At 60.8% G+C, this 21,767-nt stretch carries 14 protein-coding genes; 7 read left to right on the forward strand and 7 right to left on the reverse strand.

The genetic code is table 11. From position 1 onward, the window contains the following. Nucleotides 1-19 precede the first annotated feature (19 nt). Nucleotides 20-676 carry a response regulator transcription factor gene (locus C4S68_RS04300; RefSeq protein ID WP_103931736.1) on the reverse strand — a complete coding sequence of 219 codons (657 nt, stop codon included), beginning with the start codon at nt 674-676 and terminating at the stop codon, nt 20-22. A gap of 309 nt (nt 677-985) precedes the next feature. Between C4S68_RS04300 and C4S68_RS04305 the strand changes: the two genes are divergently transcribed. Beyond that, on the forward strand, nt 986-1,408 hold the full coding sequence (locus C4S68_RS04305; RefSeq protein WP_103931737.1) for a VOC family protein: 423 nt from the start codon (nt 986-988) through the stop codon (nt 1,406-1,408). Between the two features lie 99 nt (nt 1,409-1,507). Here the strand turns inward: C4S68_RS04305 and C4S68_RS04310 are convergent, their stop codons facing one another. From C4S68_RS04310 to C4S68_RS04320, 3 genes are all read right to left on the reverse strand, one after another. Further along, nucleotides 1,508-2,269 carry a FadR/GntR family transcriptional regulator gene (locus C4S68_RS04310; RefSeq protein ID WP_103931738.1) on the reverse strand — a complete coding sequence of 254 codons (762 nt, stop codon included), beginning with the start codon at nt 2,267-2,269 and terminating at the stop codon, nt 1,508-1,510. 71 nt (nt 2,270-2,340) lie between these two features. Beyond that, nucleotides 2,341-3,297 carry a ribokinase gene (gene rbsK, locus C4S68_RS04315; protein WP_103931739.1) on the reverse strand — a complete coding sequence of 319 codons (957 nt, stop codon included), beginning with the start codon at nt 3,295-3,297 and terminating at the stop codon, nt 2,341-2,343. Between the two features lie 41 nt (nt 3,298-3,338). Further along, nucleotides 3,339-4,322, reverse strand: coding sequence for a GRP family sugar transporter (locus C4S68_RS04320; protein ID WP_103931740.1), 984 nt, complete (start codon nt 4,320-4,322; stop codon nt 3,339-3,341). A gap of 172 nt (nt 4,323-4,494) precedes the next feature. Between C4S68_RS04320 and C4S68_RS04325 the strand changes: the two genes are divergently transcribed. From C4S68_RS04325 to C4S68_RS04350, 6 genes are all read left to right on the forward strand, one after another. Then, nucleotides 4,495-5,340, forward strand: coding sequence for a sulfite exporter TauE/SafE family protein (locus C4S68_RS04325; RefSeq protein ID WP_327333316.1), 846 nt, complete (start codon nt 4,495-4,497; stop codon nt 5,338-5,340). Further along, nucleotides 5,341-5,757 (forward strand): DUF1634 domain-containing protein, encoded by a 417-nt coding sequence (locus C4S68_RS04330; protein ID WP_103931741.1) that lies wholly within the window; start codon nt 5,341-5,343, stop codon nt 5,755-5,757. 367 nt (nt 5,758-6,124) lie between these two features. Beyond that, the gene (locus tag C4S68_RS04335; RefSeq protein WP_235011340.1) at nt 6,125-7,636 is read left to right on the forward strand and encodes an efflux RND transporter periplasmic adaptor subunit; all 1,512 of its coding nucleotides are present in this window, start codon (nt 6,125-6,127) and stop codon (nt 7,634-7,636) included. 5 nt (nt 7,637-7,641) lie between these two features. Beyond that, complete coding sequence (locus C4S68_RS04340; RefSeq protein ID WP_103931742.1) at nt 7,642-11,169, forward strand: efflux RND transporter permease subunit; 3,528 nt, start codon at nt 7,642-7,644, stop codon at nt 11,167-11,169. Next, nucleotides 11,166-14,270, forward strand: coding sequence for an efflux RND transporter permease subunit (locus tag C4S68_RS04345; protein WP_103931743.1), 3,105 nt, complete (start codon nt 11,166-11,168; stop codon nt 14,268-14,270). The genes C4S68_RS04340 and C4S68_RS04345 overlap by 4 nt, the downstream gene beginning before the upstream one ends. Nucleotides 14,271-14,292: 22 nt before the next feature. Beyond that, on the forward strand, nt 14,293-15,903 hold the full coding sequence (locus C4S68_RS04350; RefSeq protein WP_103931744.1) for an efflux transporter outer membrane subunit: 1,611 nt from the start codon (nt 14,293-14,295) through the stop codon (nt 15,901-15,903). A 75-nt stretch (nt 15,904-15,978) separates the two neighbouring features. Here C4S68_RS04350 and C4S68_RS04355 read toward each other — a convergent pair whose 3' ends face one another. Genes C4S68_RS04355 through C4S68_RS04365 form a run of 3 tightly spaced genes read right to left on the reverse strand, consistent with a single transcriptional unit; the run spans nt 15,979 to nt 21,724 of the window. After that, entirely contained in the window at nt 15,979-17,370 is a 1,392-nt protein-coding gene (locus C4S68_RS04355; protein WP_235011341.1) for a TolC family protein, read from the reverse strand. Then, complete coding sequence (locus C4S68_RS04360) at nt 17,370-20,573, reverse strand: efflux RND transporter permease subunit (RefSeq protein ID WP_103931745.1); 3,204 nt, start codon at nt 20,571-20,573, stop codon at nt 17,370-17,372. The genes C4S68_RS04355 and C4S68_RS04360 overlap by 1 nt, the downstream gene beginning before the upstream one ends. Then, on the reverse strand, nt 20,570-21,724 hold the full coding sequence (locus tag C4S68_RS04365; protein ID WP_235011342.1) for an efflux RND transporter periplasmic adaptor subunit: 1,155 nt from the start codon (nt 21,722-21,724) through the stop codon (nt 20,570-20,572). The genes C4S68_RS04360 and C4S68_RS04365 overlap by 4 nt, the downstream gene beginning before the upstream one ends. Between the last annotated feature and the right edge of the window lie 43 nt (nt 21,725-21,767).

Below are 21,767 nucleotides of genomic sequence, written 5' to 3' on the forward strand. Positions count from 1 at the left end.
TCGTCTCTCGAATCTGTTTCTATGCGCTCTTCACCAGCTCGGCGCGAACGCGGGCGGCGGCGTCTGCCAGGGCGCGATGGTGCACCGTGAACAGCGCAAGCTCGAGACGATCACTTACCCCGGTCTTGTCATAGATCGACCGCAGATAGTTCTTGACCACCTGTTCCTTGGTTCCCAGCAGGTCGGCGATGCCCTTGTTCTTGTAGCCTTCGGCAATCAGCGCAACGATCTGAAGTTCCTTAGGCGTGAGCCGTTCCAGCACTCGGACGCCAACGCGATCCGGGGATGGCATCTCCTTGACGGTAGCGCGCTGCTCGAAGCGCTCGCCCCGCCACACGCGGCGAATCGCATCTGTAAGCTGCGGACCAGCCACAGAGCGCAGCACAAGCCCATCCAGACGACTGCGCACGGGCTCGGCAGTCTCAGTTCCGTGCTCCTGGATCATGATCGCCCGGCTGCTGGCCTGCTTCACCCAATCGAGCAGGTTGTCCAGATCCCTGGTCATGCTCGACGGGAAGATGACGACGGAGCGGCTGATGCTTCCGACAGCCTCCTGAAGGCGTTCGAGATCGGGGCATTGTGCGGCAATCTCCAGGCCAGGCTCCTGGGCAATCACGCGAGCAGTCCCGGTCCGGAAGATCACCTGATTGTCTGCCAGAATTACCGGAATTCCCATGCCACTCCTTCACCAAGAGCTCGGCCACGAAGGAAAAACGTTCCTGCATGATCTATCGCTATCAAAGACGCAATTGGACGAAAGCGCCATCCCACGAAGGTCCTGAGTATCCCTGTCGACTGCCGCCTTTGGTAACCAGGAGCTGGTTGGCCTGACCGAGCGGCTCGACACACATAGATACGTGCCGGGAAGCTGCTCGGTTCTTGCTATCCGAGGAACAATCGTTCGCTATCATCGAACCGTGTTCCCGGCCCCGGCGGTTCGGCAACGCAACGAATCAAATCCAGCGCACGAAAGATCATCATCCAAATGAGCACGCTCCGTCCGTTTCACATCGCATTCCCTGTCAACGACCTCGTCGCAGCTCGTCACTTTTACGGAACGGTGCTGGGCTGCCCAGAGGGACGAAGCTCCGATACGTGGATCGACTTCGACTTCTTCGGTCATCAGATCGTCGCGCATATGAAGCCCGGAAGCCGTGACGAGGCGCACCGCAACCCGGTCGACGGTCACGATGTGCCGGTCCCGCACTTTGGCGTGATCCTTGAGCAGAAAGACTGGGAAGCTCTAGCCGAGCGCATGAAAGCGGCAGGGACCAAGTTCGTGATCGAACCCTACACGCGCTTCAAGGGAGAGGTCGGTGAACAGTCGACGATGTTCTTCCTCGATCCCTCGGGCAACGCCCTCGAGTTCAAGTCATTCGCTGATCTGAGTCAGCTCTTCGCCAAGTAACGCCGCCGTCAGGCGAAATCTGGCGCAGATTCATTCAGCGAGAACAGCAAGCGGGGCCGGATATTCCGGCCCCGCTTGCTGTTCTCTGAGGTTGGTCCACTAAGCCGTGATCACATCGCGATCGCTGGAATCAGTCTTCCCTCGGCGTGTGCGCGGAGTGGAAGCCTGGGCTTCTTCCTTGCCGCCAGCTTCGTCGCTGGTGAGATGTTCTTCTACGTGGTAGAGATGGAGCCGCATGGCGCGGCGGGCTTCGTTGGGGTTGCGCTCGGCGATCGCCTTGAAGATTGCCTCGTGATCCACCAGCGCTGCCTCCTGGTGGCGGTCGAGTCCAGCGCGCTGGCTGAGGCGGTGATACATCGGGGCGAACATGCCTGCCCAGAGTCCGTCGACGATCGAGGCTAGGACACTGTTCTTCGCAGCTTCACCAATCGCGACGTGAAACTGCCGGTCGCTGACCTGTGCATTTGTCTTCGACGCGACCATCTTGCGCATGTTCTCAAGCGTCTTTTCGATCTTGTTGAGATCGCTCGCGGAAGCGTACACCGCAGCGTCTGCGGCGATTTCGCCCTCGATGAGCGTGCGAGCGCGCAGCAGCTCAAATGGCCCTGGCCCGGAGTCCAGCACCAGAGACATGGGATTCACGGCCTCGCGAACGTAGGCTCCTGAGCCGGAACGAATCTCCAGTTCGCCGGCGATCTCCAAAGCCACCATGGCCTCGCGGATGGTCGGGCGGCTGACGCCGCAGACCTTTGCGAGATCGATCTCACCCGGCAGGCGGGCTCCTGGCTGTAGCCCGTGCTCTGCGACGTAACGCGAGATCCTGGCCGCGACCTCCTGGTAGCGGCGTTGCGTTTTGACCATGAAACGAATCTCCCTCTCCCGGCGCCACCATCCTACCGCAACACCCACAGGACTGCCCGGGGGATGCTGCGCTATGCCGTTGCTGGTTGTGTCGTAGTGCCTGCATGTGAAGCCAGCAGGCAATCGATTTCCGCGCGATGCGGCATCGACGGAGCTGTGCCAGGCCTCGTTACGGAGATGGCTGCCGTGGCGCAGCCGAAGCGGACGGCCGCCTCCAGCGGAAGACCTTCGGTGAGCGCCACAGCGAGGCCTCCGTTGAACGCATCGCCGGCACCGGTGGTCTCCACGACGGCTCCGGCATCGAGAGCCACAACGTGGGCGCTCATGGTGGCGTTCTTCACGAACGCCCCTTGCGCTCCCAGCGTGATGATCGCGTTCTTCACTCCCCTTGCGAGAAACACATCGGCTGCTCGCTCTGCGTCGGCAAGCGTTACCACAGCAACGCCGGTGAGCGCTTCGGCCTCGCTCTCGTTGGGCGTGATGTAGTCCGCCAGCTGATACAGGTGCTCCGGAAGAGCAGCCGCCGGAGCAGGATTGAGGATCGTTGCGACTCCCAGCGATCGAGCCAGCGCGAGCCCATGCTCGACGATCTCCAGAGGAAGCTCGAGCTGCGCCATCAGCACCGAAGAGCCTGCAATCAATTCCCGGGCAGCATCAACCTCATCCGTCGTGATCGTGAAGCAGGCCCCCGGGACGACGATGATCGCGTTGTCGCCACTGGCAGCGTCGATGAGGATCGCAGCCGCCCCCGTCGGCACGGTCGCCTCATAGACGTGGCCGGTATCGATGCCTTCGTCCGCATAAAGCTTGCGCGCTATATCGCCGAACGGATCGCGGCCCAGCTTCGTGATGAAGCTGACGTGGCCTCCGGAACGGGCTGCGGCGACCGCCTGGTTCGATCCCTTCCCGCCCGGGCCGAGGACGAACGATGGCCCGAGTATCGTCTCGCCCCGCGCCGGGAGGCGATCGACGCGAAAAGCCAGATCGGCGACAAAACTACCCAAGACAGTGATGCGATTGTGATTCATGGCTTACAGATGTCCCCACGCGGTGGTTGGCGTCGCCAGTTTCAAGCAGCCTGGTAGGAACTCGAGATGAGCGCAAGAGCCAGCAGGTAGGTCGCGACGACGCAACCGAGCAGCACCTTGGAGCGCGTTGGCGCACCCCGGAACTCCTTCCATACCAGTACACCCCACAATGTAGCGATCAGCGGCGCCGATTGCCCGATGGCATAGGAGATCGGCAGGCCCACCTTCGCGCTGGCGACCAGGTTCAGCACCGTCCCCGTTCCCCAGACAGCCCCGCCCAAAAGTCCCAGCAAGTGATAGTGTATCGGCCCGCGAACATAGTCGGATGCCTTAACCGGGGTACCAACTAACGGCCGGCGCATGAGGAACGGGTTGAAGACGAAACAGCAGACGAAGGCGCCGAAGGTCATCAGCACGGCGGCGGTATAGGGCGTCAGTGCCCCGGTTGGAGCTGCCAGCGACCGTCCAAGCAGTGGCGCCCATGACCCCATCAACACACCAGCGACGAGGCAGATCAGGATGCCCTTCCGGGTTGCCACTTCGCCGGCCACTCCCCGGGCGGCATAGGCAAAGCCAATCAGAACCACCGCGAGCAGAGCGCAGGCGACGCCGGCAAAGAGGAGCACGGGATTTCCGGCCGGATGGATCGCGTAGCTGAGCAGCGTGCCTTCCACCAGAGCAATGCCGATGGCGAGCGGAAAGGCGATCGCCAGTCCCACCATGTCGATGGCCGCGACCAGCAACACATTCGCGATATTGAAGATGAAGCCACCAGCGGCAGCCGACCACAGTGCTCCCGGGGACGCGAGACGGAGATTTGCGAGGAATCCAGCTTCGCCGCCACGAGAGCCCAGGGTGAACGCAAAGAGCAGCGAGACGAGGAAGACGCCGACAGCGTAGTCCCAGTAGAAGAGCTCGAAGCGATAGCCCCGGGTGAGCTTGAAGGTGTTGGCCCAGGAGCCCCAGCAGCAGGTGCACAGGACGGTGAGAATCAGCGCGGCAGTGAAGGTTGCAGGTGTGTACATTCGTTGTCAGATCGGTCGCCGCCGAGGCATCACAAACGCCCGCCGGTGGCGAAGGGCTGACTGTAGTCGCCGGGAGGTCCGATGTCAACGCTCCGCGGTAGCGTACCCGATAAGCGGTCGGCCTTCATCCGTTCCTGGAACGAGTGAGAGAATCACGAGGTCATACCCGGGAGTGCTTCTCTTGCACCTGCTATCGTTCGCTGCCCTGCTGTTCTCGACCTCCATCCTCGCAGGCCTGCTGGGCTCGCTGACCGGGCTTGGGGGCGGCGTAGTGCTGGTTCCGGTGTTGGTCCTGATCTTCAAGGTGGATATCCATTACGCTATCGGTGCCTCGCTCGTCTCAGTGATCGCAACCAGCTCGGGAGCGGCCGTCGCCTATGTGAAGGAAGGCCTCTCGAACGTCCGCATCGGCATGTTCCTGGAGGTTGCCACCACGGTGGGAGCGCTGGTTGGCGCCTGGCTCACCACCCACGTCACGACCCATGCGATCGCGGTGGTCTTCGGGATCGTCCTGTTGTACTCCGCGATCGGATCCTTTCGCCAGGCGAAGGATCACGAAGCGCCGGAAGCGGCGGACGCTCTCGCTACGAAGCTCGAGCTCGCGGGCTCCTTCCCGACTCCCGACGGCCCTGTCGCGTATACCGCGCGGCGCGTTCCCGCGGGATTTGCGGTGATGTTTGGAGCCGGCACGCTGAGTGGCCTCCTCGGCATCGGCTCAGGAGCCGTCAAAGTTCTCGCCATGGACCAGGTCATGAAGCTGCCCTTCAAGGTGTCCACCACGACCAGCAACTTCATGATCGGCGTGACAGCCGCGGCGAGCGCCGGCGTTTATCTCTCACGAGGCTATATCGATCCGACGCTGGCAATGCCGGTGATGCTCGGCGTGCTCGCTGGATCCCTGATCGGCACCCACCTGCTGATGCGAATGAAGGTGTCCACACTCAAGATGCTCTTCGCAACGGTCATCGTCGCCCTTGCGGGCGAGATGATCTTCAACGGCGTCACGGGGAGGATTTAGATGAGGGACGAAACGGCACCCCCTAAGAAGAGCTCCAGATTTAGCGATCAGGACCTGGAGAACGAGGTCGCAACCATGTTGCGCATCGGCGTCACGCTGAGCGCCCTGATCGTTCTCGCCGGTGGCCTGTGGATGTTCCGCCAGCCTCACCGGGCGGTACCGGAACTGTCACACTTTCATGCCGTCGAACCCGCGCTGCAATCGTTTCGCGGTGTCTTCGCCGCTGCCTTCCGGCATGCCCCCGGGCAGTCGCGGGGGATCATGCAACTCGGGCTGCTGGTCTTGATCGCGACACCGGTGCTGCGCGTCGCTCTCTGTGTCGTCGGCTTCGCCCGCCAGCGAAACTGGCTTTACGTCGCCGTGAGTGCGGTGGTATTCCTCGTTCTGCTCTGGAGCCTGCTGCCTGCTGCCGCTTAGGGGACAATTCACGCCGCTGGCTTTCCGCGGACGGATTTGACGGCATCGAATCTTCAGAGGTGCCATCAAGGGGCTTTCCCGCCGGGCCGTTCGTCTATCAGACGCTACTGAGTTTCCGCACGTTCCGTGCGTTTACCGTTCCACCATGGGAACCGAACGCAAGCTATGAGAGACTGCTGCTATCGCATTCAAAAAGATCGGCAACCAGCCCTGCTCCAGGTGGCAATGCAGCTCTCTACCCCTTTGCAGCCCGGTGTCGAAACTTTTTCGCAACCTGAACCATCCATACAGTTAAAGTCCCTTCTGCACTGGGCACTTAACCAATTCAACGCACAGCTCTACCTGGGCGTCTGATCGAGGACAAGGAATGCTCGACCACGAGCGCGGAAGCACTCCGCTGACCAACGGAGCGCTGGGCGACAACTTTGCAGCGCAGAGCTCTCCTTCCTATGGAGGCGAGCTTGGGCGGAGCTTTGAAGAGCACAACTCCTCCCGTGAAGAGTGGGAGAAGGAAAAGCACCGCGGCCGCCGCGCCATAATCTGGAGCGTCATGCTGGCAGTCCTGCTGGTTGCGTCGCTGGCGATCTACTTCACCACGCGGCCGAAGTCCACCGACGGCGGAGACACAGCCGCGGCGGGCGCCCATCACGGGCGTGGACAGAGCGGACCAGCGGCAATCACCGTGGGCGAGTCGTCTACGGGCGACAGCAACATTTACGTGAACGCCCTCGGCACGGTGACTCCACTGCATACGGTCACCCTCTACAGCCAGGTGACGGGCCGCGTGATGGCGGTCAACTACAAAGAAGGGCAGCTCGTCCGCAAAGGCCAGACGCTGGTCGAGATCGATCCGCGCCCCTACGAGGCCGCACTCGCCCAGGCGAAGGGCACGTTGACCCACGACGAAAACGTCCTGGCGGAGGCTCGTATGGACCTCAAGCGCTACCAGGACGCTTACGCACGCAACGCCGTGGCTCGTCAGCAGTTGGAAGACCAGGAAAAGACCGTTCTGCAGGACGAGGGCACGGTCGCCACGGACCAAGGCAGCGTCCTGAGTGCCGAGACCAACCTCTCCTACTGCCACATCATCTCCCCGATTAGCGGACGGGTTGGTCTGCGGCTGGTGGATCCAGGCAACACGGTATTCTCCGGCACCGGCTCGACTCTCGTTGTCATCACCGAGCTGCAGCCCATCACCGTCGTGTTTACCGTCAGCGAAGACAATCTGCCCGAGATTCAACAGCAGATGCATGGTGGCAAGACACTGGCTGTCGACGCCTTCGATCGCAGCAATGACAACCAGCTGGCTTCAGGTAAGCTCACGTCGCTCGACAACCAGATCGACACGACAACCGGTACGTTGAAGTTCAGGGCGGCCTTCGACAACAAGGACCTGTCTCTTTTCCCGAACCAGTTCGTGAACGCAAGGCTCCTCGTGAAGACGTTGCAGGGAGCCACGCTGGTGCCCACCTCGGCTGTGCAGTACAACGGCACACAAGCGTTCGTGTATGTCGTCAAGCCTGGCGCATCGCACAAGAAGAGCGCTGCGGCCCCTGCCGCTAGCTCGGCGACCCCGGCGGTCAGCTTCAAGGGAACAACAACGCGCTCCGGGGGCCAAGGATCGTCCGGCACTCCTGCCACCGTCTCGGTGCAGAACATCACAATCCTTACCAGTAATGAGAACGTCAGCGCAGTGACGGGTATCGGGCCAGGAGTGAAGCTGGCGACCAGCGGTTTCGACCGCCTGGAGAACAACGCCGATGCTCTCATCCAGCCCAACCAGCCTGCCAACGGTCAGGGTGGTCACGGCAAGTCCAGTGGACAGAACAGCACGGGCAGTCCGGGTGGCCACACCTCAACCCCGGCAGGCGGCAACTAAGCACAATGAGTCCTTCGCGGCCATTTATCCTGCGACCGGTCGCTACGGCGCTGCTTATGGCAGCGATGTTTCTGGCCGGCGGCGTAGCCTTCCTCCAGCTTCCGATATCGGCGCTGCCCGAGGTCGACTACCCGACCATTCAGGTTCAGACGTTCTACCCTGGTGCGAGCCCGGACGTCGTCGCTTCGGCGGTGACGGCCCCGCTCGAGCGCCAGTTCGGACAGGTGGCGGGCCTCAGCCAGATGACCTCCACGAGCTCGGGTGGATCGTCTGTCATCGTGCTGCAGTTCCAGCTCGCTATCAACATCGATGTGGCCGAGCAGGAGGTCCAGGCGGCGATCAACTCGGCGCAGAGCTTCCTGCCCGCGGGCCTGCCCACGCCACCCATCTACTCGAAGTCGAACCCGGCCGATGCGCCGGTGTTGACCCTGGCACTCACCTCAAACGAGACCTCACTCGCACAGGTGGAGGATCTCGCCGACACGCGCCTGGCACCCAAGATTTCCCAGATCTCCGGCGTCGGCCTTGTCTCCATCTCGGGCGGTCAGAAGCCTGCAGTCCGCATCCAGGCCAACCCGACGGCGCTGGCATCCTATGGCCTGAACCTCGAGGACTTGCGAAACGCTCTCGTTGGCAGCAGTCTCAACTCCGCCAAAGGCAGCTTCGATGGTCCGTCGCAGGATTACACGATCAACGCCAACGACCAGCTACAGACCAGTAGCGACTACAAACAGGTCGTGGTGGCATACCGCAACGGCGCGCCTGTCATGCTCACCGATGTCGCCAAGATCGTTGACGGCGTCGAGAACACCGAGCTGGCCGCGTGGGTCAACAAGACGCCGGCGGTCATCATCAATATCCAGCGCCAGCCGGGCGCCAACACGATCCAGGTCGTTAACAGTATTGAGGCGCTGCTGCCTCAACTGATCGATGCAATGCCAAAGTCCGTTCACGTCCAGACCGTGACGGATCGTACCGTCAGCATCCGCGCGTCTGTGAAGGACGTCGAGTTCGAGTTGATGCTCACCATCGGTCTTGTCGTGATGGTGATCTTCCTCTTCCTCCGCAGCGTCAGCGCCACCATCATCCCGTCGGTCGCTGTTCCCCTTTCACTGGTGGGAACCTTCGGTGTGATGTATCTATGCGGGTACAGTCTCAATAACCTGACGATGATGGCACTCACCATCTCGACCGGCTTCGTCGTCGACGACGCGATCGTCATGGTCGAGAACATCGCCCGCTACATCGAAGAGGGCGAAGATGCGATGACGGCGGCCCTCAAGGGCGCAGAACAGATCGGCTTCACGATCGTGTCGCTGACTGTATCTCTCATCGCGGTGCTCATTCCCCTGCTGTTCATGGGCGACGTCGCCGGGCGTCTCTTCCGCCAGTTTGCTGTGACGCTCGCTGTGACCATCGTGCTTTCAGCGTTCGTGTCGCTGACGCTGACACCGATGATGGCTGCCCGCATCCTCAAGCACACGCCTGAGAGCGAGCAGAGCTGGTTCTATCACAAGTCCGAACAGGTCTTTGAAGACCTCATCGCGTTCTATGGCCGCACACTGCGCTTCGTGCTTCGCTTCCAGACGATCACACTGCTTGTCGCAGTGGGAACGCTCGTACTGACGATCGTCCTCTACAGCACGATCCCGAAGGGATTCTTCCCCGTCCAGGATACCGGCCTGATTCAAGGCATTTCTCAGGCGCCTGCAGCCATCTCCTTCGCTGCGATGAAGGAGAAGCAGCAACAGCTTGCCAATGTGCTCTTGCAGGATCCGAATGTCGCGAGCATCTCGTCGTTCATCGGCGCTGACGGCACAAATACAACGCTCAATGCCGGCCGGATCCAGGTCAACCTGAAGGACGAAGACCAGCGCAAGGGCAGCGCGACGCAGATCATTGGCGAACTTGGTCAGAAGCTCAACCAGGTCGAGGGCATCAAGCTCTATATGCAGCCGGTGCAGGATCTCACCGTCGATGACCGAGTCAGCCGCACTCAGTATCAGTACACGCTGGAAGACCCCAACGTCGACGAGTTGAACGTCGTTGTGTCGGAGCTCGTACGCAAACTGAGCAAACTGCCTGAGCTCGCCGATGTCGTAACCGATCAACAGTTGGGGGGCGTCGCAGAAAAGCTCGTCATCGACCGCGCGACAGCGTCACGATTTGGCGTGACACCCTCCGCAATCGACAACACGCTTTACGATGCGTTCGGCCAGCGCCAGATCAACACCATGTACACGCAGCTGAACCAGTATCACGTGATCCTGGAAGCGCTGCCGCAGTTTCAGGTCAATCCAAACAAGCTAAACGATATTTACGTCCAGGCGACGACGACGGGCGGCGTTACAGCGGTATCGTCCAACACGCAGGGCTCCTCTGCCGGTGCCGGCAATGGATCCTCGACGGCAGGCACTACGCTCTTCACTTCCAGCCAGACGAACGGCATCAGCGCAACGGCAAGTTCCACATCGGCCTTGACGACGACAGCGTCGACCGCGCTGACGGGCACCACCGCCCTCTCGACTTCTGCAGCGCGAACTGGTTCGCTCTCGACCTCATCGAATACGACGGCAGTCAGCAACGTCATCTCTGCAAGCTCCTCGTCAACCGGAACCTCATCCTCGGCGAATACCGCAGCCTCCGGCACGACGCGCTCGGGCTCGGGTACGACGACGGCGCCTGGCGGGGGCGGTGGTGGTGGGGGCTCGAGCTCAGGCTCAACCGTCTCGTCGAACCCCGTACCCCTTGGCGTGTTTGCACACTTCGAGACGGTGAGCGAGCCGCTGTCGATCAATCACCAGGGCCAGTTCCCTGCGGTCACGGTGTCCTTCAACCTAGGCACCGGCTACTCCCTCTCGCAGGCGCTGGAAGCCATCAATAAGACCATCGACGGGATGGACCTGCCTCCCAGCGTCGTGCGCAACTATCAGGGCACAGCGGCAGCCTTCGAGGGCTCGCTGTCGAACGAAGGTTTGCTCGTGCTCGCCGCTCTCGTGGTGGTGTACATCGTGCTCGGCGTGCTGTACGAGAGCTTCATTCACCCGATCACGATTCTCTCTACGCTGCCTTCGGCAGGCGTCGGCGCACTTCTCGCACTGCGGATCTTCCACCTCGACCTCGACATTGTCGCGATCATTGGCATCATCCTGCTCATCGGTATCGTGAAGAAGAACGGCATCATGATGGTCGACTTCGCGCTTGAGGCCGAGCGCGATCATGGGATGAACTCGACCGAAGCCATCTACACGGCATCGCTGCTTCGCTTCCGCCCGATTCTCATGACGACGATGGCCGCGCTGCTGGGCGGCATTCCCCTTGCCTTTGGATCGGGTATTGGATCGGAGCTGCGCCGTCCGCTGGGCGTTTCGATGGTGGGTGGTCTGCTGCTAAGCCAGGTACTAACCCTCTACACCACGCCGGTGATCTACATCTTCTTCGATAACCTGGGAAGCCGATTCGGACGGAAGACTCAGGAAGGCACCACAGTTCACCCCGATGAGCCGGAGCCGGAAGCCGCGAGGACGGCATGAACCCGTCCCGTCTCTTCATCGAGCGCCCCGTCGCTACGACGCTGCTGACGATCGCGATCGCCATTGCGGGCATCATCGCGTTCGTGGTGCTCCCCGTTTCGCCGTTGCCACAGGTGGATTTCCCGACGATCACCGTAGGCGCATCCCTTCCGGGCGCAAGCCCGGACATCATGGCGTCGGCCGTCGCAACGCCTCTTGAGCGTCAGTTCGGGCACATATCGGGAATCACCGAGATGACCTCGTCGAGCTCCATTGGCACGACGAGCGTCACCCTCCAGTTCGATCTCAGCCGCGACATTAACGGTGCGGCGCGAGATGTGCAGGCCGGCATCAACGCCGCGCGCACTTACCTCCCAGCCAACCTGCCCTCGAACCCGAGCTACCGCAAAGTCAATCCCGCGGACTCGCCGATCATGATGCTGTCGCTTCAGTCGGATGTCTATGACATCCCGACGCTCTACGACGAAGCCTCGACAGTGATCATGCAGCGCATCTCGCAGATCAATGGCGTGGGCCAGGTCAACGTCGTGGGCGCTTCGTTGCCTGCCGTACGCGTTGAAATCAATCCCGACCAGCTTGCGAGCTTCGGCATCAGCCTCCCGCAGGTGCAGGCCGTCATCAGCGGTCAGAATTCAAACCTGGCCAAGGGGCAGTTGGCCAATGGAGACAATCGTTACGACATTCTCGCCACGGATCAAATCTCCAAGGCGGAAGCGTACCGACCGCTGGTGATCGGATATCACAACGGCGCTGCCATCCGTCTCCAGGATGTTGCGGAGGTCATCGATTCACAGCAGACCGTCCGCCAGGCTGGCTACGTAAATGGTCGCCGGTCCGTGAACCTGATGATCCTGCGCCAGCCGGGCGCCAACATCATTCAGACGGTCGAGGCGGTGAAGGCTTCCCTGCCATCGCTTCAAGCGACGATTCCGAAGGGCGAACATCTCGGAATCATCCTCGATCGCACGTTGACCATCCGCGCATCGGTGGAAAATATCGAATCCACGCTGCTGGTTTCGGTAGCACTGGTCATCCTGGTCGTCTTCGTCTTCCTGCGTAACGTTCCCGCTACGCTGATCCCAGCGGTGGTCGTCCCGGTCTCGCTGATCGGAACCTGCGCCATCATGTACCTCTGCGACTTCTCGCTCGATAACCTCTCGCTGATGGCGCTCGCCATCGCATCGGGGTTCGTGGTGGATGACGCGATCGTTGTGATGGAGAACATCTCCCGTCATATCGAAGATGGAATGACCCCGTTCCAGGCATCGCTGCGCGGAGCGAGAGAGATTGGCCCAACGGTCTTCACCATCAGCATCTCGCTGATCGCGGTTTTCATTCCTCTGCTCATGATGGGCGGAATTATCGGTCGCCTGTTCCGCGAGTTCGCCATCACGCTCTCGGCTTCCATCCTGGTATCGATGGTTGTTTCGCTGACGACCACTCCGATGATGTGTTCGCGGGTGCTCCGGTCCGAGCACAACGTCGAACATGGCCGGATCTGGAAGCTGAGCGAGCTCTTCTTCACGAAACTCATCAACGGCTATAAACGCAGCCTCAACTGGGTGCTGGATCATCCCGCGCTTGTCCTGCTGGTATTCCTCTGCACGCTTGGACTCAACGTCTACCTGCTGATCAAGATTCCCGGCGGCTTCTTCCCGCAGCAGGATACGGGAGTCATCAATGGTGGAATGCAAGGGCCGCAAAGTACGTCGTTCTATGCGATGAACAGCGCCGTGCAGCAGTCCGTAAAGATCATCAAGGATGATCCGGCTGTACAGAACGTGATGGCCTTCACGGGAGGCCAGGGTTCAACGAATGGCGGCTTCGTCTTCGTTGCCCTCAAGCCGCTCGATGAACGCGGTATCAGCGCGACAGACGTGATCAACCGTCTGCGCCCCAAGCTTGCACGAGTCTCCGGAGCCGCAACGTTCCTCAATGCCGTGCAGGACATTCGCATGGGCGGCCGTCAATCGAACGCCCAGTTCCAGTACACCATCTCCGCGGACACGACTGCCCAACTTCAGGAGTGGGGGCCGAAGTTGGCCGCCGAACTCCGGAAGGTTCCCGGCATTCAGGACGTAAACAGCGATCAGCAGAACCATGGTCTTCAGGCGCTTCTTACCTATGACCGTGCGACGGCAGCGCGTCTTGGCGCCACGCCGCAATTGCTGGATCAGACCCTGTACGCCGCCTTTGGTCAGTCCGAAGTCTCCACGATCTATTCGGAGCTGAACCAGTACTACGTCGTGATGGAGGTTGCGCCGAAGTATTGGCAGACTCCTGAGGGCCTCAAGCACGACTACCTCATCCCGACGAAGGGTGGCGGTGCGATTCCGCTCGACTCGGTGCTCACATACGCACCCTCGACATCGCCCCTTTCGGTGAACCATACAGGCCTATTCCCCAGCGTAACGATCAGCTTCAACCTCGGCGCGGGAGTATCTCTCGGCCAGGCGACTCAGCTGATTCAGGGCATTCAGCAGAAGCTGAACATGCCGGAGAGTGTGAAGGGCCACTTCGCTGGTACGGCGCAGGCCTACAAGCAATCGCTGGGTACCGAGCCTTACCTCATCATGACGGCGATCCTCGCCGTATACCTGGTTCTGGGCATGCTGTACGAGAGCCTGGTGCACCCGATCACGATCCTCACGACACTGCCGCCCGCCAGCGTAGGCGCGATGCTTGCGTTGATCCTTACCGGCGGCGAGCTCGACGTGATGAGCATTATCGGCATCATCCTGCTGATCGGAATCGTAAAGAAGAACGCCATCATGATGATCGACTTCGCGCTGAACGCTGAACGCAACGAGCACATGAACACCCGCGACTCGATCTTTCAGGCCTCGATCCTGCGCTTCCGGCCGATCCTGATGACGACAGCGGCTGCGCTGTTTGGCGCGGTTCCGCTTGCCGTCGGAACAGGTATGGGCGCAGAGCTCCGGCGCCCTCTCGGTATCTCTATCATCGGCGGCCTGATCGTCAGCCAGGTGTTGACGCTTTACACCACGCCGGTGATCTACCTCTTCATGGACAATCTTCGCCTGAAAGTGCAAGGCGATAAGAACGCAAGACTCTTTACTGCCCGGCCGGTTCAACTGTAGGCCCGCGGGAAAGCAGGACACGATGACGCAAACGGTGACCAACACGAATCTCACACGCCTCGGACGCACATCGCTCCGCGCTAGCGGCCGGACACTTCGGAGCGCTATTGCCCTGAGCACAGCAGTTGCAGCGATGACGCTGGCCGGCTGTAACGTCGGCCCCAAGTACACGCGCGCTGCCGCTGCGCCACCTCCCCCGGCCTACAAGGAGGCCACACCCGCCACGTATGCGAATCTTCCCGACGGAACGTGGAAACCCGCACAGCCCTCGGATGCGATGCTCAAGGGCAAATGGTGGGAGGTCTTCCAGGACCCCGAACTCAACGCTCTCGAAGAGCAGCTCAATATCAACAACCAGAACGTACAACAGTACTTCCAGAACTTCATGGCGTCGCGCGCTGTAGTGAATGAGGCACGCGCCTCGTTCTTCCCCACGCTGACTACAGCGCCATCGTGGACACGCACTCGCGCCCCTTCCACGCTGCGCAACGTCACGACGAGCTCAAGTGGCACGACCGCGGCAACAGCATCCGCGAGCGGGACCACGTCGAGCGTCCTTTCGCTTCCCTTCGACGCTTCCTGGTCCCCGGATCTCTGGGGCCGTGTCCGCAACCAGGTGAAGGAGTATCAGTTTGCCGCTCAGGTATCAGCAGCTGACCTCGAGAACGAGCGGCTGACCGAACAAGCATCGCTCGCGATCTACTTCTTCGAGCTTCGCGGTCAGGATGCCCTTCAGGATGTCTACGACAAGACGGTCGATGCCGATCGCAAGTCGTATGACCTGACCAAGGCGCTGTATGAGACTGGCATCGATAGCGAAGAGTCCGTCGCTCAAGCCGAGGTAACCCTCGACAACGCAATCGAAGCGCGTACTGGCATCGCCACGAATCGCGCGATCTATGAGCACGCGATCGCGACCCTGATCGGCAAGCCCGCAGGCAGCTTTTCCATGCCTGTGAAGGCACTCGCGGCTGAGCCGCCGGCGCTGCCCATCGGCGTGCCATCGCAGGTGCTTGAGCGTAGACCGGACATCGCTGCAGCGGAGCGCACCATGGCCGAAGCCAATGCCCTGATCGGAGTCGAAAAGGCTGCGTTCTATCCGACCATTAGCCTCACTGGCGGTGGTGGGCTGGAAGCATCCCACATCACCAGCCTGTTCTCCGCGCCGGCGTTCTTCTGGTCGTTGGGTTCCTCAGCTTCGGAGACGATCTTCGACGCCGGCCTCCGCAAGGCCACAGTGCAGCAGTACACCGCGCAATACAACGCGGATGTAGCCACCTATCGCGAGACCGTGCTCACGGCGTTCCAGCAAGTAGAGGACTACCTTGCGACCCTGCGCACGACGTCCGCACAGTCGATCCAGCAGGACACTTCGATCAAGGCGGCCAGGCGCTACCTCGAACTTGCCAATGCTCGATACGAGACCGGTGTCGATCCTTATCTCAACGTGCTCAGCGCCGAGACCACGTTGCTCAGCGACCAGACCACGCAGGTCCAGTTGAAGATCAACGAAATGACTGCAGCCGTGGAGCTGGTGCAGGCACTTGGCGGCGGTTGGGATTCGAGCCAGCTTCCCGCAGCAACAGCCATCACGAGCGCCGGGGCAGTCGACAAGGTGAAGAACACGCCTTAGCTCTCGTTGTGCCGCATGTGTAACGGGGATGACGCTGAGCGTCATCCCCGTTATTGTTCGCGAATCAATCTGCCTCTAAGGCAGCAACTCAGTGGCACTGGCGGCACTCAGCTGATGGATTGCGAGCCAGGTGTTCTGATAGGCGGTCAAGGCATCTGTTGTGGAGGAGCGGAACTCACGCAGCGCGTCGAGGTAATCGATGAGGGTGAGGCCGCCATGTTCAAACGCGTATTGCGAGATGTTGAGCACATCGTGTGACTCATCGAGGTAGCGGTCCGAGAAGCGATCAGAGAGCCTGCGAGCCTCGGTGTAACTGACCCATGCCTGGTCGACATCCGACGTCACCTGGTTCCGCGCCGCCGCCAAGGTGAAGCGGGCGGAGCTGGCCTGAAACTTCGCTGTCTGCTTGTTGCCCTGGTTGCGATCGAACAGCCGCAGCGGAATGTTGACCGAAAAGCCGACAGTGTTCTCGGTGCCCGCTCGGTCGAACTCCACCTCGGCGGTCGGGTCCGTGGTCCCGTTCGCCACTGCCAGCTTGTAGTTCGCATCGGCGGCGTTTACGGCAAAACCGGCTGCGGCAAAGTCCGGGCGAGCAGCGATGGCCTTCTGCTCAAGGGAATCCTTCGTCTCTGCGAGTACAGGAGGGATCACCTCTCCTGCAACGTCGAACTGATCCGACGGCTTGTCGATGCCAAGCAACGTCTGCAGCTGGTAGCTGGCCTGCTGCAGGGTTACGATGTCGTTCGACTGATCGCTCTCAAAGCTCGACAGCTGCAGGTCAAGGCGCTCGTAGTCGAGCTTAGCGAGATCACCGGCTTTGTAGCGATCCTGCCCGATCTCCACCTCGTGTCTGTAGTCCTTCAACGTGGCCGTTGACAGCTCCAGAGCTTCCTTCGCGACAAGCATCTTTGTGAAAGCCTGCTTCACTGCGAGGACCGTCTGGCGAATCTGGTCGTTCAACTGCGCTTCGGTTTGTGCGCTCGTGGCCTTGGCGTCGTCCATGCGCCAACGCCGCTTCTGGCCTCGCTCAAAGAGCCTCGAGAACTGCGCACTGTAGTTGTAGGGGTTCGAGGCGCTCTCGTTCTCGGTCACGTCGGTGCCATAGAGCGTGAAGTATGGATTCGCACGGACCGCGGCCTGAATCTCCTGCCCGCGGACAGCACGGAGATTTTCTTCCGCCGCCAGGATCGTTGGGTTCTTCGCCTTGGCTTGATCGATGGCCTGCTGCAAGGTGAGTGCGCCTGGCTTCGATCTTGGAGCCTGGCGTGGATCGGCGCCGCGTTGCGCCGAAGCCGCGTAGGCTTCTGCCGCGGAACGAACACTCTGTGCATCAACAGGAGCCGAAGGAGACTGGGGCTGCTGAGCCGTGGCTCGTGTAGCGCTCATCAGTACGCATACCAGCGCGATGGGCAGAACAGCTCGAAGATCCATGCGGGGAAGAACGGGTTGTTGCGTGCTCTTCATCATCAATTCTCAAACTCCGTGTCCGGTGTGGGCAGCACGTCATTCGGCCGCGCGATCCAGACATACAGCGTCGGCATGAGGAAGATACCCATCATCAAGGCACCAATGAGGCCACCGACAATCACGATCGCGAAGGGGCGCTGCGAATCCGAACCGATGCCATGCGAGAGCGCTGCAGGAAGAAGACCCAGCGTAGCGACCAGCATCGTCATCATGATGGGTCGCAGACGCAGCACGGCGCCTTCGACGGCCGCTTCCTTCACCGGATGACCATTGACGCGCATCTGGTTGATGTACTCGAGCATAATGACGCCGGTCTGAACCGAGACTCCAAAGAGCGCCAGGAACCCGACCCCGGAAGACACACTGAAGTGTGTGCCTGTTATCAACAGCGCAATCATGCCCCCGACGGGTGCGATCGAGACGTCGAACAAGACAAGCGTCGCCCACTTGGCTGAGCCGAACATCGCGTAGAGGATCAGGAAGATGATCAGGACCGTGATGGGAAGTACCAGCAGGAGTCGACGAGCACTGCGCTTCTGGCTCTCGTACTCGCCAGCCCAATCGAGGCGGTAGCCCCGAGGCAGCTTCACCTGATGGTTCACGTGATCGATGGCTTCCAGCACCGTGCTGCCTAGGTCTCGGCCACGCACGCTGTATTTGATCGCCACGTAGCGCCCCCCGGCCTCGCGATAGATCTCCTCCGCACCGTCATGAATCTGCACATGGGTCAGCTGCGCCAGAGAGACCCGCTCACCAGAAGGAGCCAGCAAGCGGATGTTGCCGATGGCCTCAGGACTCGAACGGTACTTGGCGCTGTAGCGAGCCATCACGTCATAACGGGCTTCGCCCTCCAGCACCTGCGTTACGGGTGCGCCTGCGATCGTGCCACCGACGGCTCCCTCAATCGCGTTCTGGATGTCGGCAACGTTGATTCCGTACCGTGCAGCTGCGGCGCGATCGACAACAAAGTCAAGATTGGGCTGGCCCAGTACACGGAAGAGCCCGAGATCCGCAACGCCGGGAACCTTGCTCATCACGTTCACAATCTCGTCGCCCTTTGCCTCCAGAGTCTTCAGGTCATCACCGTAGAGCTTCACCGCAAGCTCGCCTTTGACGCCGCTCACCGCCTCTTCCACGTTGTCGGAGATGGGCTGCGAGAAGTTCCACACCACCCCGGGATTCTTCTCCAGCTCACGGTCCATCGCGGCGATGAGCTCATCCTTATTCTCGTGGAAGACCGGACGCCACATCTCCTTCGGCTTCAGGTCGACGAAGTATTCGGTGTTGAAGAAGCCGGTGGTGTCGGTGCCATCGTCCGGTCGGCCGATCTGGCTGACGACCTGAGTTACCTCGGGAAAACTGCTCAACGTGATGCGCGCCTTATCGGCTACAGCCAGACTGCTTGTGGGGCCAGTGCTGGGAGCCAGCGAACCGCGCACCCAGATCGCGCCTTCATCAAGATGGGGCAAGAACTCGGACCCAATGGCGCCACCGAAGGCGAGATAGAACGTGAGCGCGAGGAGGACACCTGCGACGCTCAGCGGAGCCCACTTGTGGTCGATCGCCCAGGTTGCATCCTTGCGATAGCGCTGTGTGAGCCAACGCATCGCCGGGTTCTCCCACTCCGTGGTGCCCTTGGGAAACAGGATGCGTGCCAACACCGGAGCGATGATCATGGAGAAGATCAGCGCGCCGAGCAATGCGAAGGCCACCGTCCACGCCATCGGCTTGAAGAGACGGCCTTCTACCGACTGCAGCGTGAAGATAGGAAGGTAGGCCGTAATGATGATCGCGATGGCGTAAAAGACAGGCCGCTGCACCTCGTGTGCCGCCTCGCGGATCTGGTCGACCGGAGACTTGTCGCCACTGCGATGATGGCTGAGGTGGCGCACGATGTTCTCGACCATCACGACGGCGCCATCGACCACCATGCCGAAATCCAGTGCGCCCAGCGATAGCAGATTCGCGGGAATATGGTTCAGGTCAAGGCAGATGGAAGCGAAGAGCAGCGCGAACGGGATGGTGAGCGACACGATGATCGCTCCGCGCAGATTCCCAAGGAACAGGAACAGGATGACCACCACCAGCACAATGCCTTCGGTGAGGTTATGCAGCACCGTATGCGTGGTGTAGTGCAGCAGGTCGCTGCGGTCGAGAAATGGAATGATCTTCACGCCGGGTGGAAGTCCGTGATCATTCAGCTCGGCCACCTTCGCGTGGATGCCTGCGAGGGTGGTGTCCGAGTTCTCGCCCTTCTGCATCAAAACGATGCCTTCTACTACGTCGTCATCGTCGATAAGCTTTCCGTCATCCCGACGGATCGTCTTCTCTTTGCCAGGATCCACGTAGCCGCAGGTGTCGTCGGAGGACTTGCAGGTCTTACCGATCTGTCCGAGCCGGATCTTTGGCCCCTGCACGACGGTGGCAACATCACCCACCTTGAGCGCCGCACCGTTTGAGGCCTTGAGTACCGTGTTGGCAATGTCGTCGGTCGTCTTGAAGAGGCCGACCTCCTGCACGTTGATCTGCTGCTGGCCCTGCTCGATGAAGCTCCCGCCGGCGTTCACATTGTTCGCCGCGAGCTGCTGCTGCACCTGTTGGATCGAAAGACCGTAGTCGATGAGCTTCTCAGGATCGATGATGACCTGATACTCGCGAGTCGTGCCGCCAAAGCTCGACACGTCCACCACACCGGGGACGCCACGAAAAGCCTTCTCAAGCTTCCAGTCTTCCAGGCTCTTGAGAGCCATGGTGTCGTACTGGGGATTGGTGCTCTTCAGCGTGTACCAGTAGATCTGGCCAACCGGGCTCCAATCAGTGCCCATCTGGGGCTGGAGGCCTGATGGCAGGTTGATCTGCGATAAGCGTTCATTGACCTTGGACCGATTCAGGTCGTTGACGCTGTCGTCGTCGAAGATCATCATGATGCTCGACAGCCCGGCGAGGGTGGTCGAGCGGAGATGCGTCATGTGCGGGATGCCCGCCATGCCGTTTTCCAGAGGAACGGTAACCTGCTGCTCCACCTCTTCTGCGGAGCGACCAGGCCACTGCGTAATCACGTTGACATAGTTGTTCGCGACGTCGGGATAGGCTTCCACCGGAAGGTTGTGGAAGCTGATCGCACCCCAGACGAACAGCAGCAGCGCGAAGACCAGGATGATGTAGCGATTGTTCAGCGAGAAATCGACAATCCTGCGAATCATCCCTGGTCCGCCGTGTTCTGCAGTTCGAGCGCATTCGCGACGACCTGCTGTCCAGCTGCCAGTCCGGACTGGACCACGACAGAGCCACCGTCGAGAGAGGCGCCTAGCTTCACGACTACGCGTCGGAAGTCGCCGTTGCCAGCAGGAACGAAGACGTAATCCCGATCATGAAGATGCAACACGGCGGTGCTCGGCAATGTCGTCTGCATCGCTGCCTTCGCGACATTCAACGTAGCTGTCGCAAACATCCCGATCCGCAACATACCGCCCGGGTTGGGCACCTGGATGCGCACCTTGGCCGTGCGGATCGTGGGGTCGAGGACCGCGCCAATGTCGCTCACGGTACCCTGGAAGCTCTTGCCGGGGTAGGCGTTGATCTGGATGCTGGCCGAATCGCCAAGCTTCACCTTGGCGAGATCGTTCTCGTACACATCGCAAACGACCCACACATGGGAAAGATCCGCGATGGTGAACGACCCGCTGGCGCCAGTGTAGGTAACGCCCGCTGCGCCGGAGGCCGTCGTGTTCTGGGTGATGATGACGCCTGACGCCGGAGCGTATACCTTGACGGTGTCTGCCGGATGACTCTTGTCCACGCCGAGCACGCGAAGCTGCTGCTCCGCAGCTCTAAGATCGGCCGCTGCATCGTCCTCCCCGGCCTGGGCGGTCTCGAGCTGGCTCTTTGCAATAGCTCCTTTGTCATAGAGGAGCTTGTCACGGGTCAACGTCACGTCCGTCAAATGCTCATCGTTGACCGCTTTGGTGTAAGTATCGAAGGCTGCGGCCACGTCCGGGCTCTGCACCTCCATCACCATCTGCCCCTTGCGCACAGTGTCCCCCAGGCCAACATGCAGGGCGACCACGCGGCCATTGGCCAGCGACAGGACCGGAATCTCCCGCGAGACGTCCGGATTCACCGTGCCCGTCACAGCGAGGGTGCCGTCGATCGACCGAATACCGGTGGAGGTCAGTCGAAAACGCTCTGGCGCCGCGACATGGACCACATCGGTCACGCTGCTGCTTTCGACCTGCACCTGGGCCGGTGGCGCTTCCTGTGCCGCCGAATCTTCGTGCTTGTCTTTGCAGCCGGCCAAAGTGGCCATCACAAGGCCCATCGCGGCGGCGATGCCGACACCTGAACGCAGCTTCACCAGGACTGATATCTCCCGCAAACTTTCCCTCGCTTGATAATTT

Source organism: Bryocella elongata, assembly GCF_900108185.1.
Classification (GTDB): Bacteria; Acidobacteriota; Terriglobia; order Terriglobales; family Acidobacteriaceae; genus Granulicella; species Granulicella elongata.

Excerpts from the sequence above, each read along its gene's own strand:
- C4S68_RS04355 (WP_235011341.1), bottom strand. The coding sequence starts at position 17,370 with ATGATGAAGAGCACGCAACAACCCGTTCTTCCCCGCATGGATCTTCGA.
- rbsK (WP_103931739.1), bottom strand. The coding sequence starts at position 3,297 with ATGAATCACAATCGCATCACTGTCTTGGGTAGTTTTGTCGCCGATCTG.
- C4S68_RS04345 (WP_103931743.1), top strand. The coding sequence starts at position 11,166 with ATGAACCCGTCCCGTCTCTTCATCGAGCGCCCCGTCGCTACGACGCTG.
- C4S68_RS04335 (WP_235011340.1), top strand. The coding sequence starts at position 6,125 with ATGCTCGACCACGAGCGCGGAAGCACTCCGCTGACCAACGGAGCGCTG.
- C4S68_RS04360 (WP_103931745.1), bottom strand. The coding sequence starts at position 20,573 with ATGATTCGCAGGATTGTCGATTTCTCGCTGAACAATCGCTACATCATC.
- C4S68_RS04340 (WP_103931742.1), top strand. The coding sequence starts at position 7,642 with ATGAGTCCTTCGCGGCCATTTATCCTGCGACCGGTCGCTACGGCGCTG.
- C4S68_RS04310 (WP_103931738.1), bottom strand. The coding sequence starts at position 2,269 with ATGGTCAAAACGCAACGCCGCTACCAGGAGGTCGCGGCCAGGATCTCG.
- C4S68_RS04305 (WP_103931737.1), top strand. The coding sequence starts at position 986 with ATGAGCACGCTCCGTCCGTTTCACATCGCATTCCCTGTCAACGACCTC.
- C4S68_RS04300 (WP_103931736.1), bottom strand. The coding sequence starts at position 676 with ATGGGAATTCCGGTAATTCTGGCAGACAATCAGGTGATCTTCCGGACC.
- C4S68_RS04320 (WP_103931740.1), bottom strand. The coding sequence starts at position 4,322 with ATGTACACACCTGCAACCTTCACTGCCGCGCTGATTCTCACCGTCCTG.
- C4S68_RS04350 (WP_103931744.1), top strand. The coding sequence starts at position 14,293 with ATGACGCAAACGGTGACCAACACGAATCTCACACGCCTCGGACGCACA.
- C4S68_RS04330 (WP_103931741.1), top strand. The coding sequence starts at position 5,341 with ATGAGGGACGAAACGGCACCCCCTAAGAAGAGCTCCAGATTTAGCGAT.